Here is a 13,484-nt window from a genome sequence, read left to right as displayed (position 1 = left end):
CCTCCGCTTTCCACGCTTAAAAAGACAGGCCGATGCGGTAATAGACCGACAGCGCATCGGGTTTCAGCCAGCGCGGATAGTGCAGCGGCCGGCCGACCGTTACCTGCTGCGACAGATGCCGGTTGGCAATCGCCGCCCCGACCGCCGCGCCCCATAGCGTGCCGACCGATTCCGAGTCATGCTGATGAGCCGATAAACGGCCGCCGTCCAACGCCGCGGTGAACGTTACGTCGCCCAGCACCGGGAGCCGCATCGCCTGCCAGTTGACTTCGTTGCGCCAGTAGCCGCCCCGGTTGCCGGAAATATATTGCTCCTTGAAACCGCGCACCGAGCTTTCCCCGCCCAGCGTCAACTGCTCGCTGCCGTATAACGCCTGCGGCGAATATTGCCCGTACAGGCTGGTGAGGTAGCCGACGCTGTCGGCGAGCGGGTAGTAATAGCTCGCCGACAGCGTCAATTTGTTAAATTCGGCCCGCGGCGCGTCGGCGGATTTGCCGCTATCGCTTTCCGCGCCGAACCAGCGCGTGCCCCGGCTGTAGGCCGGATTAAAGGTGGCCAGCCCGCCCCACAATTTCTGGCTGTGGCTGATGCCGATAATGGCGCTGCTGAGTCTTCGGCTGCTGGATTGCAGTAACACGTCATTCAGGTAGTTATGGCCGATGCGATGGGTCATACCCGCCGACAGGCTGGTCTTCATCTCGCCGTTGCGAAAGATCACCCTGGACAGGGACAGACGATGCGTCTGGCTGTCGCCGGTTGAGCGCCAGAGGAAATCCCGGTTGAGGAAATCGTTGCGGTAATCGCTTCTGGCGTAGTCGTAACTGAGATTCCAGTAGCCGTAAGGCAACGACACGCCCGTTTGCAGATTTTCCGCATTGCGGCCGGAGGAGAATTTGCTGCTGCGTCCGCCGCTGACAAACCATTGATCGGCGATGCCCAACAGATTGTCGGCCCACAGGCTGCCGTTTAGCTGCTGCTCTCCGGTGCTTTTCTGTCCGCTATTGTCAAAACCGAGGCTGACGCTCAGCGGCAGCTGTTTTTGGCGCGTCAGGTTGACGATGGAGTACCCCGGCCGGCTTCCCGGCAGAATTTCAATGCTCACCTGCTGGGTGGGCATGCGGTTGATCTGCTCCATTCCCTGCTCGATGTCCCGCAGATTGAGAATCTCCCCTTCAAGGCCGGGAAATACCTGGCTTAGCATGCGGGCGGATTGATTATTTATGCGGATATATTCCAGCCGCCCCTCCATGATATCGATCCTCAGCACGCCGTCTGATAAATCCTGCGCGCTGATAAAAGCGCGGCTGGTTATATATCCCCGCTCTATATACCAATTACTGACGTCGTGAATCAGCTGATTTATTTTATTAACATTAATACAACGATTAATATAATTTTCATTTAATATTTTTTTATCTTTAGCCTGCAGCAGAGAAGCATGACGATATTGAATTTCGTTGATAGGAAAGCAGTTTTCACTGCCGACATCATCATGGGCCGCCTTGCGTGCCGGCGTTTGATTTAACAATAATAATGATTCCCGCTGCTGTTTAGCCTGCTCAATAACTTCCGCCTGCCGTTGTTGTATTTCATTTCTGTCCGCCGGGTTAAGCGGGGCCGAAAATACGCAATAAGAAAATAAAATCGGCGATATAAACAGCAGCCTGAAAAAATCACGCATGGCTTCCATCCCTGAGAATCAATACATTTTCTCAGGTATAGTAGAGGCGTTACTTATCAAGCTCAATATGCTGAATAATATATGATTCAGCAATAATTAATTTTATTTAATTCAATATAAAATAGCGTAATAAATAATAATTTCAGTATGACTATTTATGCAAATCCCTGTCATCAAAGCGGAACGGGTTTTGCGTCGATGATAAAAAAAGCAAACTACCTTCCTGTTTTCTCGCAACAGTCAGGTAATTTGCTTTTTATTGTGTGAGGGGGATAAGAGATGCGGCGCCGGGTTAATGCCCTGCCCGCAGACGCTCCGCGCGGCGGCGTAAAATTTCCATCACAATCAGCAGAATCAGCGCGGTTCCCACCATCATGGACGCGGCGGCGGCGATGGTCGGGTCGAGGTTTTCGCGAATGCCGGCAAACATCTGCAACGGTAGCGTCCGTTGGCGCGGGCTGGCGAGAAACAGCGTGACGATCACCTCGTCATACAATACTGCGTATTTCATGACCCTTTCTTATCGATTCCGTACCAAAGAGTCGCTGCGCCATAGCATCGTTGATGCATCATATTGTATATTGGCCCCTTCTAAGCCGTAGGTCACAGGTTCGAATCCTGTAGGGCGTACCAAGTAATTCAATAAGTTAAGTCTTGTTTTTATATCCACTCCATATTAACAGGTGCTTTAGCGGGTGTTGTAATGAAAACTATCGACTATCACGGAACGACAATCTGCGTTTTAGAAGACAATGACATGCTGACTGAGTGCCCGCTCGGCGCATACGCTGTTGTTGAAGATTCAGGTTTTTACGTCGTAGTTATCGTCGGAGAGACCGAAGCTGCAGCAATTCACATCGATCCTGTTCCGACGCTTGAGGATGCGCTCGACATTATTGCCGAGCGGCACACGTTTTTTGCGTGAGTATTACAGTGCTGTTAGCACGAAATTCTCATTCGTGAAAATGTACTCAAAGTATTTATCGTTGATAGTGCTGTGCCAGCGCCAACGCAGGCCCAATTGTTTCCCGTAGAAAGATGAATAATCCTGCTGTTGGACTTTAAAGTATTGATACCCCCCGCTTGCATTCCACCCCAAGAATGTTTGTCTGTCGAGGAGTGTGGGGTTTGATGTTTGTAATGTCAGGTACGCCCCTGTGCTGGGTATTAATGCTGACGAACTGCCACTGTCGTATTTCACGCCTATGGCTGTAGGCTGGTTTGAGCCAGTAGAAAACATATCAACAGGGACGACCTCCCCCGTCTCTACGACGATGTAGTCGTAGTACGACCAATCCACATCTGTTCCAATACTGTCTAAATTACTCAGCAATGGGATTCGAACACTATTCGCAATCCACGACAGGCGGTTTGTCGTTTCAGATGCATTCCCCTGCGTCAATGTGAGTGTTGTGGCGTTGGCAATATCGTAATATGCGGATGGGTCTTCATATTCCGTATAGCTGGGGAATACTTTTTTAAACGTTCCGTTGTCATTGATCCAGGCGGCAGCAACAGATTTAAATTCTCCGCCGTCATTGACATTCAGAGCCGAAATAAGGGCGAAAACGCCCCCTTCTGTTTTGCGATAAATCGGCATGATTATTCCTCGATCTGATACCAGATATGGCCCGCAGCGTATCCCGTTGCGTCGGTCGGCGCGACGTCGGCCGATATTGTGTAACTCACCCCGAGATTCTGGCGTGACTGCGCTACGTCGGCGACATCAGCGAGGTTTTGGCTGGCTTCCAGAAAACCGCCACCTTTCACCCACGTACCGAAAACCATCGGATTGGTGCCAACATCAACACAGTAGCGGTGATAAACGTCGGTATTGTTGTACGGGTAATACACCTGCCGAATACCCGATGCGGTTGTTTTGATAACGTCCAGCATGCCGGCCAGCGCAATGGGATAATTACGGGCGAGCGTTGCGTTACTCGTCAGCGACTGGAATTCGCGCCCCGGCGTCAAAACGGTGTTCAGGTCCGCAGTTCCGAGCGATTCCGTGGACTGCGGGACAGCGCCGACATCGCTGGCCGTCAGGCTATCTTTCGTCGCAAGTTCGCCCAGGTCCAGAGCGTCCCGCGCTTCGCTCTGCGCAGTCGCGCCGGCGGCGGCAATCTCAGAAAGATTGTTTTCAATCTGGAGATAAACCTCCGGCACTTCCTCTTCTGTCGCCGTAATCGTTACCAAGGCTGTTACGCCGGAACTAGCGCCTGTAAGGGATAGCGTAGCTGTACCCGCTCCGCTAATTGTTAATGTGCCGGCGGATGATAGTGCGGCAACTGATGCGTCAGAGGACGCGGGATTAACGGATTCTGTATAACCGGCTGGCGAGTACGCAATAGGGATGTTGTAGGTATTCCCAGCGATAAGCTCCAGTGGTACGGTTCCAATGGTAATTGACGTGAGATAAATATGCTGCGTCACCGTAGCTGTAGCGGTCAATCCGGTTGAAATACTGGCAATAATCGTTTGCGTGCCGCTCTGGCCCGCCGTAGCAGTATACAGCCCGTTACTGTCTATGCTGCCCAGCGTTGGATCGGATACAGCCCACGACACCGGATAATCGTCAGCGAGCGATGCTGGTAGAACGGTTCCGGTGAATTGCCGCGTCGTGCCTGCGTTAACTGTCACGGCAGCCGGTGTGATAACGATAGCTGTGGGTGCCCCAGTCCCTTGCTCGGATTCGGCCTGATCGGTTTTTATAATGTAATAAAGACCGATATCAGCGGGGTGCATGCCACCATCGTTTATGGGTATAAGATCCCCAGTATCGATACTGTCAGATGCATTTTGCCGCGGTACCGTGTTCTCTGCTATTCCTTGCCACTCTCCTGAATTGCCTCGCGAATAGTAATTTTTCCCTCCCCATTTAGATAAATCACCACCACTTTTTGAAATGCTTCTACCGGATATAAAATCCGCGTCGTCAGCTCCATATCCACTATCGGCTTGCCACTGCCCAACAGGGTGATAATGTTCCCAATCAGCCTCTCTCAGTGTTCCTACCGGGTTGCTGTCGCTGGCGCCAATGACATAGCGGTCATCTATGTTTGGTACGCGTCCGTCCGGATACTGCAGTGCTAAAATTGGGTTCAACTCAACATCAAATGACTGTCCGTTACATCTCAACTTCCCTTTCGGGATTAATGATTCGGGTCCACCCCAGAGGGTTATTTCACCGATACCAGTTAGATACGGCGTCAACGCAGTTTTTAGTTGGTCGTCGAGATAACTGGCGCCAGCATGCAAGCGTCTGGGCGTAATAACTTGCTCGCTACCCTCGCCCGCGATCGCCTCCGCCTCGGTGGCCTCGCGCTGGATGTACGGTTGCCATTTTGAATCATCAGTGCCAGGGACTTGCGCAACATTATTATCCAACAGCGATAAATACAGGTAGCCGTTATAATAAACCACGGCTCCCTCATAATATGGGATTGCACTCTCCCATTCCGGATAACCGTAGTTTCTATAATGACTAATAACCGCTGACATTTGCCCAATAATTTTACTTATTTGTTCGTCGTCATTAGGGTCTAAATCTTCTCCAGCTCCTTCAACAATAGCGGCTAACTCGCGCTGAATAGTATTATGCCAACCAGCCAGTAATAGCGTCGGTTTAATACCTGCCGCCGCATAGCCATCAGTAAATTCACCATTATTATCAGCGGTGTTTGTCAGAGAACCAATTTTTCGCATAGTATTATCCAGAAATGAAAAAAGCCGCGATATCGGCTATGGGTATTTGGTTTTAAGGTAAGTCGTTACGGGATTTGGTATGCCAGTTTGTAATTTCCTGCGGTCACGGTGCGGAACGTCACGCTGTCGGTGCGCCAACGAACTTCCACTTCTGCCGGCGTCTGCAACTTCCAACTTGATGCCTCGTTGACGTTCAGCACCAGGCGGTCGATTGTCGCAACGTCGGTCGCCGGGTCTGTGATATCAAGAGCAAACGCAAACGCGAGATAGTCCGGTACACCGCCGTTGGCGTCAAAAAACTGCGTCCACTGTGCTGCGTTGATGCCGCCGATATCTGCGGGCGTCATACCGTCAGTGATGAGTTTTGTCGCTCCTACCGTGTCCGTAGTCAGCGCACCGATATCAACCCATTGCCCGCCGCGCCATACATGCCAGTTCACTAAATCCCGCGTAACAGCCACACGAACCGCGCCGTCATTCGTCTGCGTTGCTGTTAGGGTTGCGGAGTTGATTTGTGACCATGCCGCAGCCGACATAAGCTGCTGATTAATGACAATTTGAGAATATGGGAAATAAACCGATTTAATATTAAACTGACTAACTGATATAACACGAAACATGCCAGTATAGCTTTCTGTATCCAGTTTATTTATTCCAGTAACGCCACGCTGTGTAATTGTTTCACTATTAATTTCATCGGTTATCTCTGTTAACTGCCCATTTTCTGCTGTGTAATATGACCCATCATATCCGATAATAAATTTACTGTCGGACATTATTATAAATTTATGCAATGAAACCCGAGTATAATATGATTTAGTAAATAACAGCCTGTAGTTTGCATAGCTAACAGGAGATGATAATTCAAAATTTCTGATTTGTTCCTTGTAAATATTCTGGTCATCATCAACGACAGAATGAATATTATCCCAATCTGTTCCATTATCGCTACCCTGCAACGTCCATGAAATAGGGGCAAAAACATCATTTGGGTTATTGCTGGTGTGGGGACGGTTTATTAATGTATATCTGGTGATCATCTGTTTTGAGGGTAAATCTATTCTCAACCATTGAGGCGATGATTCAGATGGAGCCGTACTGCTAACCCATGAGTTTTGATACGTGTTATTCGGCTGGGTTGCGTCAAACGCCCTGTACGGCAAGTACGGCGATTGCTGGCTGCTGGCGCTGGCAACATATCCGGTGGGGGTCGTGTTTGATGTCATTGCAGGAATAATGGAGTTTGCTGCATTTTGCAATGACAGATATTCTCCGTCTGAGCGAACATCGGTAGAATAAAACGCCCCATCAGCCATTAATGCCTGGGTGCTGCCAGTATATGGTTTCAGTGAGCCATCAAAAACAGCAGCGTTCGTTGCGTCGTAATCCAATTCACTCTCAGCATTAAAATCATCGATGACATACGTCTGATTCGTCGCGCCAGCGACTTCTTTCAGTGCGTACGCCGTCAAATTAAATGCACTCTGCACGCTGAAACTGAATGAGTGATTTTGCTCGGCTGTCGCGCTGGGGCGATCAACAACAATATAACCACCACCGCCACCAGAACCGCCGCCTGACGCGCTGATAATAGTTTTACCGCTAACAGGGTTTTGTCCCAGCGTGACGCCCGGCCCCGCCTCCAGCGAGTTGATAATTAATGCCTGCGCCTGCTGGGTGAAATCTGTGATGTCAGAAACGGTGTGCGTATGCGACGCTGCCGCTGCGCCCATTTGCGCCGGTGTGGGCGCTAGATTGCCGGAACCCAGCAGCGACTGGCCGAACAGCGAACGGATATTGGTGGCGGAAACGAGCGCCGCTTGTTTCGCGTTCCAAGCCGTTTTCTCGGCGGGAGTAGCAAATTTGCGGTTCGCCGTCTCATTAATCTGGTCAGCGTCATAATCCCCAGCCTGCGCCGTCACCGCGCCAGTGCGCCCGAACACCGACGACACGCCGGAAACTGTGGCCGCCTGCCCCTGAACCCAGTTTGCCGCCACTGCCGGGTTATCCCCGCCATTCAGATAAAACAATGTATCGATATCTGCCTGCGCGCATATGGTCAGGTTCGACGACGACGCCAGCGCCAGCCGTGCCGCCTCGTCCGCAACAACAACATACCTGGACGTCAGCGTTTGCAGCAGCGCCGCGGGGATTTTACCGGATGCATCCAGTTGCAGCCAGCCGTTACCGGTGTTTGCCAGCGACGTTTGCACATACCGCGCATCGCCGCGGGACTCGTTAAAATACTGCGGATGCGGATCGGCATCATTGATATGCGCTGTAATAAGTGCGTCGGCCGTTCCCGCCGCGTCAGCGCCCACATCGCTATATTCCAGCGTGACAGTGCCAGATTTGCCGTTGACAGACCGTACCTGAGTTGCACTCATATTGTCGATGCGTTGTTTCAGAAATTTTGTGCGGTTCGCCAACGCCTGCGCCTGTTCGTTCGCCGGACCAATATCCGTCCCGTCATACCCGCGCACCGGCGTGTCGGTATCCAGTCGCAGCACGTCCGCCGTAAATTCTGCGGTTTCGGTCAGATTAGCCATTTCAACCCCTGTATGTGTACTGGCCGCTATACGTCACGGCCCCATTAAAAAAAATGTTCGTAATCACCTCACCGCTTTCTACGTTCTCCCATTCGCATAGAGGCGTCAGAACCTGCGCGCGAGCCACAACAGTAAAATCAGCGCCGACATCAGGCACAGTACTGAACTGACCGGCGGCATCCGTAACCAGCCGCTCGGTTACTGTCGAGCCATCAGGTAGCGTGTAAATCAGCGTGATATCAACATCAGCAACATCAATACATGAGGTTCCGGTTACGGTGCCAGACAAAATTCCGTTTACAAGAGACAGAGCTATGCCGATCCCGTATAGAGACGAAACATCGTAAGACGACGAAAATTTAGTGTGAGCGGGAGAGAATTCTGACAATCGGCATAATAATAATTTCAGTGAACAGGTAGCATCATTACTGACATCGGTAACTGTGGCCTCCCAAACATACGGCCAGCGATCCCCATTAAGAGCGTCGCCACACACAGACAGTCCAGCGCGGGCTTGTCGGTACTGTTTGATTGATATGCCATATCCCATCGCCTCTGCCAGCGATATAAAATAGGCTGCCGACTGCCCGCCTGAGCCGATGAGTTTCGATACTACCGCCTGCCGCCGCAGCGCTTCATCGCTGGACGCGTTACAGGCACAATCATCCGGCAGACCCAAAGTAGCCTCCCATTCCGGCAGCAGTGCGGAGGCAGTTTTGGGGAAAGCATCCACCAACAACTGGACGGCGTCGGCATCATTTTGCCGGTACGCCGCCGCCAACGCCCGGATCAGAGTTGTCATTACCGAATCAGAGGCGCGGGGCCAGACTCGGCCGACGGGAAATAATGACTGGATGGCTGAGGTGTATTCGTCAGTACCGTAACGTGCGCTCATGTGTACTCCACGTTACCCAGAACGGGCAACTCACCGGTTCCCAGCGTAATGTTTGCGGAGGGAGATGTTAGAACAAACCCGGTTGAGCCAGACACGTCCGCTATCGCATAGACAAGATCGGAGAGGTAGATAACGCCAGCACCGGCGGACCCCCGCGGATCGCCCTTGTCGAAAAACACGCCGTCGATAGCGGCGGCGATGGCCTCTTTTACCGTACTGTCGGCGCCGGATATGCCATCAATGACGAAATCCACGGATTTGGCGATCGGTGAGCACACCCATACCAGCGCCGTGACCGGCTGTTGCCCCCAAATATAATCCGCAACAGCCAACTGCATACCAGTTGCGGCGCCCGTTCCCGTCCCGTCAAGCCCCCAAACTTCTTTGGTCGCCACGCCGTCGGTGCCGGCCGGGAACCCGGCAAAGTTGCTGCGCTCATCACCATCGGTCATGATGTAGACCCCAACCGAGCCAATCCCCAGAATGTGTTTAAGGCACCAGGCGCGTGTCACACCGGCCACCGATGTGGCCCACTGGACATAATCGGCCTCGGCGCCACCCTGCAGCGGATGCTGATAGGCGTATAGCACACGGATACGAAAATCATCCTCATCTTCAATGTCTGCCCCGCCAATGGCGGCCGAGATCATGGTGACAGTTGAGTCCACCCCGATCCATGAGACATCCAGTGTCAACAAAGTGCCAGCATCGGTATTGCCAGCATCGCCGCCAGCGGTAGCGTCATCAACCGGATCGAGCAATACAGCGGTGATACTGCCCGTTGCCGTTCCGTTGCTGCCGATCGTGATCTCTTCGTCCAGTATGTACTGGTAACCGTCGCTGCGGTTCAGTACAACACCAGCGGACACCACTGATCCAGCCGTCCCGGTAAACAAGGCGGCGGCACAGGTCGCGGCCACGGCGGCCTTTCGGTAAATCGACTTCATTGCTCCCCAGGCGGCCAGGTGTTCATCTGTTGCCGTGTAGGGGACGGCCTGCTTTGCGATCCAGTCCAGATAGCCGTAATGCAGCCATGCCATGCCTGCATCGGCATCAGCAATAACCCGAAGGTTAGAAAACCGCAGCAATGCACCAATGTCTTCAAGTTCGGATTCAACGAACGCCTTGTTACGCTCGCGCAACTCCGTCAGTGTCGGGCGGTTAAATGGCATTGATTTGCTCCCATACCCAGTAGAATTTTATCGACGCCTCGGCCTGCCCAGGTTTCTGGTAGGCGATCGTGAGGTACAGACGAGACGGGTACACGATTTGAGCCTCAGCGGTGATGGCCGCCACCACACCGTCATCAATCAGCCATTTCAGCGCTTCGGCGGCATAGTCCTCCGCGCGTTGGGCAGTTTTGGTGGTGAGTTTTTGCCGGTTCAGCAACCATAGCCGGGAGCCGATGTTATACTCAGCGCCGGAGTCACCCCACCAGCCCCGCCGATCGGGGCCGTCGTAGTCGTCATCGGCGCGTGCCTGACGGTCTGTGAACAAGCTGATTAAGATCGCCGTATGCAGGTCATCACCGCTGGATAAATCCCCTTTTGATAATTCCCAGTCCCCGCGAGCCTCATCGACTATCCATACGGTTTTAATGTCTGTCATCAGACCGTCTCCGTTGTCGCGTTACTGGTTATCGTGGCACCACCGGGCTCAACGTTCGGCACATCGTGATCATGCTGATTATGAGCCTCCCGGAGCTGCTTCAGCGTCGATGACTGACTATCGCAATTGTCCGTGATATCCCCAGTCACAAACAGGTTGGGCGTCTCCAGCCGGATTTTTTCGGTTGCGACTACTGTAACTGTTGTGGCGTTGCGGACGGTCACCGGCTGGTCTTTGGCTTCAATCTCAATACCAGTTTCCGTCAGTTTGACGAACATACCCCACTGGTTATAAATGACCGATTCGCCAGGTTTCAGGTTGGTGTGCCGGTAAGATTGGTTGTTGGTAGCAATGATTACGGCATTTGATCGATCGCCGCACAGAAACGCCAGCACGACATCACTGCCGGATGGCAGCCCAGAAGAAAAACCGAATTCAGCCATGCGTGGCGTGTCACCGCGAATTTCCAGGGGGGCACGGTACTGGATTTTTTGCACTTTTCCGCCATCAGATGAGCCAGTGACAGTGCCAATCCCCAACATCATCAGTGTGCGTCGATACAATTCACTGATATTCATTGTTTACTCCCGGAATGGCTTATAGAACTGATACGGCTGAACGATGAATGCCTCTGGCGGCATCAGCAACATCTGGGCGTGAGTACCATTGTCGTCACGAATGAACGTCACTTCACCCAGCAGCCAGTTTTCATCCACTAATCCCAGAGTGGGGATGGAGATCGGGATCAGCGTATTAGGTTCCCATAACGCCCCTCCGCTATCTCTCCAACTGTCCACTGTGACGCGCAACTGTTTTGACCGACCATAACGGCGGTTCATCTCCCAGAGAATGCAGTCGCGCGCCTTATCAGCCGCAATCATTGTGCTCTCGACAATGACGATGCGTTTTCGATATCGCATGGTGGCTACGTCCGGGTCCTGCACGGTGGACAGCGTCACTGTGCTGTAATCACCACCCAGTGGGCTGACGGACAGGGATATACCAACGTAATCCGAAAACCGTTCATCAATGCCGGACTGGTAGGATGCCTGTTCGACGTTCCTCCCCTGTTCCACCCCGCTGGTGGCGGATTTTGTGCCAACTCGGGTCAGGTACAGATTGCCGTCAGGCAGGTCGTAATACAGGAGCGCCGCCCAGCGCGATATACGGTCGATAATCTCCTGGGAAGACTCCCCCCAGTTGATGGTGAACTGCGGAACGATCGCCATATCCGCAACGTCGCTTGTCACCGATATACCGTACGGTGCCGCCAATTTTTTGGTTAACTGCAACGGCGTAGCTTGGCTAATAACGTTGTTTTCCCACTCCGCCGAGCAATCTACCAAGTCCTGGCATTTACCTCGGCCCATGGCGCGGGTTTCGTGTCGGGATCGCGCTATGGAGGATTCCCAACGGTCGATGTAGCCGGTTATTGTCAGGTCATCACCCAGTAACACACAGCACTCGTCACCGGGCTTTACGAGCTGGCGTTCTTTGTCCGAGGCGTAGTAATCCATCAGCCCCAGGTCAAAATCTGATGGCAAACCCTCTATGCTGCGCGTGACGCGTACGCGATCCCAGCCTTTGAGTGATTTGCCGCCGACAATCAAGGTCAGCTCGTCTGTCATGATGTTAGAGCCTTAAACATTGTGGGCATGAATGCCGGGTGGACCGGATTAGCCGATTTAATTAACCCCGAAGCGCGGCCTGCGTCCTGATAGAGTTGATTGGCGATGGTTAGCGCCGGGCGGGCGCTGGGAAATGTCACTGTGCGCACTCCGGCCAGATCGGCCCCAGCGTTTTTCAGTACATCAGTGATGTAGGAGCGTAACGCCAGCAGTTCCTGATATACCGTCACGTAGCCAGCATCCGCGGCGATTACAGCCGCTGAATCCAGCACGGTGATAACCCGATTCAGCATCGCCATGGCATCATCACGGCTGGCGGGCGCGTAGTTGGCGGCAGCGTAAGCCATTGCACCGGCGCTGATGATATTGAGGTAGTTCAGAGTCGCCGCCTGTACTGCCGTATCGCTGCTAGATGCATACAGTGTTGAATCCGCTGTACCCGACATACTCTCGAACACCCGAACCTGATCGTAGACGCTCGGGATCGTATCCAGTACAGCCGTAATGACTGCGGCGACATTGTCGGGGTAGTCATCCAACTCGTCGGTAACCAACAGGGTTACAACGGCCGTCGCCACAGCGTCCCGATCCTGCACCACGGCGGCGATGGTTGATTCCACCAGGGCGTCATAGTCGCTGGTATCGTAGTCAGTAATCGTTGTGGTCGTGGAACCGGAGCTATTACCGCCCACTGTCCCGGTGTTGTAACGACCGTAGCGCTCATTGCCAAACGTGTTCGATAGCACGTTTCCTAGATTGGTAACCTGATCCACCAGCGTTGTTACCGAATTCGTCCAGTATTCCGTGGTTGCCTTGATGGTTTTGACCGCCTGCGTAACCGTCCGCAACGCGCCCTTTACCGTCCCCAAATAGGTGGACGCCGTCTTTGACAACGTCGAGGCCCAGGAGGCGGTGACGGAGGATGCAGCCGTCGATGCATCAGTGATCGAAAACTGTTTTTCCCCAGATTCGATCAGCGTCAGCGTGAACGAGAACATCCGGCCTTGTTCCATCCCCTCGGAGATACGCAGGCCGCCATCTGGTACGCTGACAGTCAACTCGCCCAGCGTGGGATGAATCAGCGTCCCAGACTCCCCGGTTTCACAAGCGGCGATCAGGGAGTCGCGCTGACTGAACACGTCGGATGCGGTATACAGTTGGCTACTCTGGACGATAAACCCCCGGATTGTAATTTTTCGGGTGGAGCGCCCCATATCCTCGATCCACGGCGTATCACGGTAGGGGTAATCGTGCACGGCCTGCCGCCGGCCAAATGCGCCATCAGCGGAGATAACCGCGAACGGGATGCCACGGAATGAGGCGGATTGCAAATGTTCGATCCAATTCCAGCTATCGCCGCCAGTCGAAACCAAACTTTGCAAGGTTGGAATTAATGCCATTTAGTTTTCTCCGGGCAA

11 protein-coding genes and 1 pseudogene are annotated in these 13,484 nt (G+C 53.0%); 1 reads left to right on the top strand and 11 read right to left on the bottom strand.

Annotation, left to right across the window (positions count from 1 at the left end; all coding sequences use genetic code 11):
* Positions 1 to 16: 16 nt before the first annotated feature.
* Positions 17 to 1,681, bottom strand: a complete 1,665-nt coding sequence (locus EH206_RS09950; RefSeq protein WP_009112639.1) for a ShlB/FhaC/HecB family hemolysin secretion/activation protein — start codon at positions 1,679 to 1,681, stop codon at positions 17 to 19.
* A gap of 292 nt (positions 1,682 to 1,973) precedes the next feature.
* Positions 1,974 to 2,186 (bottom strand): annotated as a pseudogene (locus EH206_RS09945) (ABC transporter permease); the annotation flags it as partial.
* 198 nt (positions 2,187 to 2,384) lie between these two features.
* Between EH206_RS09945 and EH206_RS09940 the strand changes: the two are divergent.
* Positions 2,385 to 2,606, top strand: coding sequence for a hypothetical protein (locus EH206_RS09940; RefSeq protein ID WP_040343144.1), 222 nt, complete (start codon positions 2,385 to 2,387; stop codon positions 2,604 to 2,606).
* Between the two features lie 3 nt (positions 2,607 to 2,609).
* Here EH206_RS09940 and EH206_RS09935 read toward each other — a convergent pair whose 3' ends face one another.
* The 9 genes from EH206_RS09935 to EH206_RS09890 all read right to left on the bottom strand — a co-directional run bounded on the left by EH206_RS09935 (position 2,610) and on the right by EH206_RS09890 (position 13,466).
* Complete coding sequence (locus EH206_RS09935; RefSeq protein ID WP_009112638.1) at positions 2,610 to 3,281, bottom strand: hypothetical protein; 672 nt, start codon at positions 3,279 to 3,281, stop codon at positions 2,610 to 2,612.
* Between the two features lie 2 nt (positions 3,282 to 3,283).
* Positions 3,284 to 5,386, bottom strand: coding sequence for an Ig-like domain-containing protein (locus tag EH206_RS09930; RefSeq protein ID WP_009112637.1), 2,103 nt, complete (start codon positions 5,384 to 5,386; stop codon positions 3,284 to 3,286).
* Positions 5,387 to 5,451: 65 nt separating this feature from the next.
* Positions 5,452 to 7,935: a discoidin domain-containing protein gene (locus EH206_RS09925; RefSeq protein WP_009112636.1), complete on the bottom strand. Its 2,484-nt coding sequence runs from the start codon at positions 7,933 to 7,935 to the stop codon at positions 5,452 to 5,454.
* Between the two features lies 1 nt (position 7,936).
* Entirely contained in the window at positions 7,937 to 8,830 is an 894-nt protein-coding gene (locus tag EH206_RS23545; RefSeq protein ID WP_009112635.1) for a YmfQ family protein, read from the bottom strand.
* Positions 8,827 to 10,002 carry a baseplate J/gp47 family protein gene (locus EH206_RS09910; protein ID WP_009112634.1) on the bottom strand — a complete coding sequence of 392 codons (1,176 nt, stop codon included), beginning with the start codon at positions 10,000 to 10,002 and terminating at the stop codon, positions 8,827 to 8,829. Before EH206_RS09910 ends, EH206_RS23545 begins: the two co-directional genes overlap by 4 nt.
* On the bottom strand, positions 9,992 to 10,441 hold the full coding sequence (locus EH206_RS09905; RefSeq protein WP_040343142.1) for a phage GP46 family protein: 450 nt from the start codon (positions 10,439 to 10,441) through the stop codon (positions 9,992 to 9,994). Before EH206_RS09905 ends, EH206_RS09910 begins: the two co-directional genes overlap by 11 nt.
* The gene (locus tag EH206_RS09900; protein ID WP_009112632.1) at positions 10,438 to 11,016 is read right to left on the bottom strand and encodes a phage baseplate assembly protein domain-containing protein; all 579 of its coding nucleotides are present in this window, start codon (positions 11,014 to 11,016) and stop codon (positions 10,438 to 10,440) included. Before EH206_RS09900 ends, EH206_RS09905 begins: the two co-directional genes overlap by 4 nt.
* Before the next feature lie 3 nt (positions 11,017 to 11,019).
* Entirely contained in the window at positions 11,020 to 12,066 is a 1,047-nt protein-coding gene (locus EH206_RS09895; protein ID WP_009112631.1) for a phage baseplate assembly protein, read from the bottom strand.
* Complete coding sequence (locus tag EH206_RS09890) at positions 12,063 to 13,466, bottom strand: DNA circularization protein (RefSeq protein ID WP_009112630.1); 1,404 nt, start codon at positions 13,464 to 13,466, stop codon at positions 12,063 to 12,065. The genes EH206_RS09895 and EH206_RS09890 overlap by 4 nt, the downstream gene beginning before the upstream one ends.
* Positions 13,467 to 13,484 lie beyond the last annotated feature (18 nt).

The sequence above is a fragment of the Brenneria nigrifluens DSM 30175 = ATCC 13028 genome (genome assembly GCF_005484965.1).
In the GTDB taxonomy this organism is placed as follows: domain Bacteria; phylum Pseudomonadota; class Gammaproteobacteria; order Enterobacterales; family Enterobacteriaceae; genus Brenneria; species Brenneria nigrifluens.
Note: the sequence above shows the minus strand (reverse complement) of the source record. Positions and strands in the feature narration are given on the sequence as shown.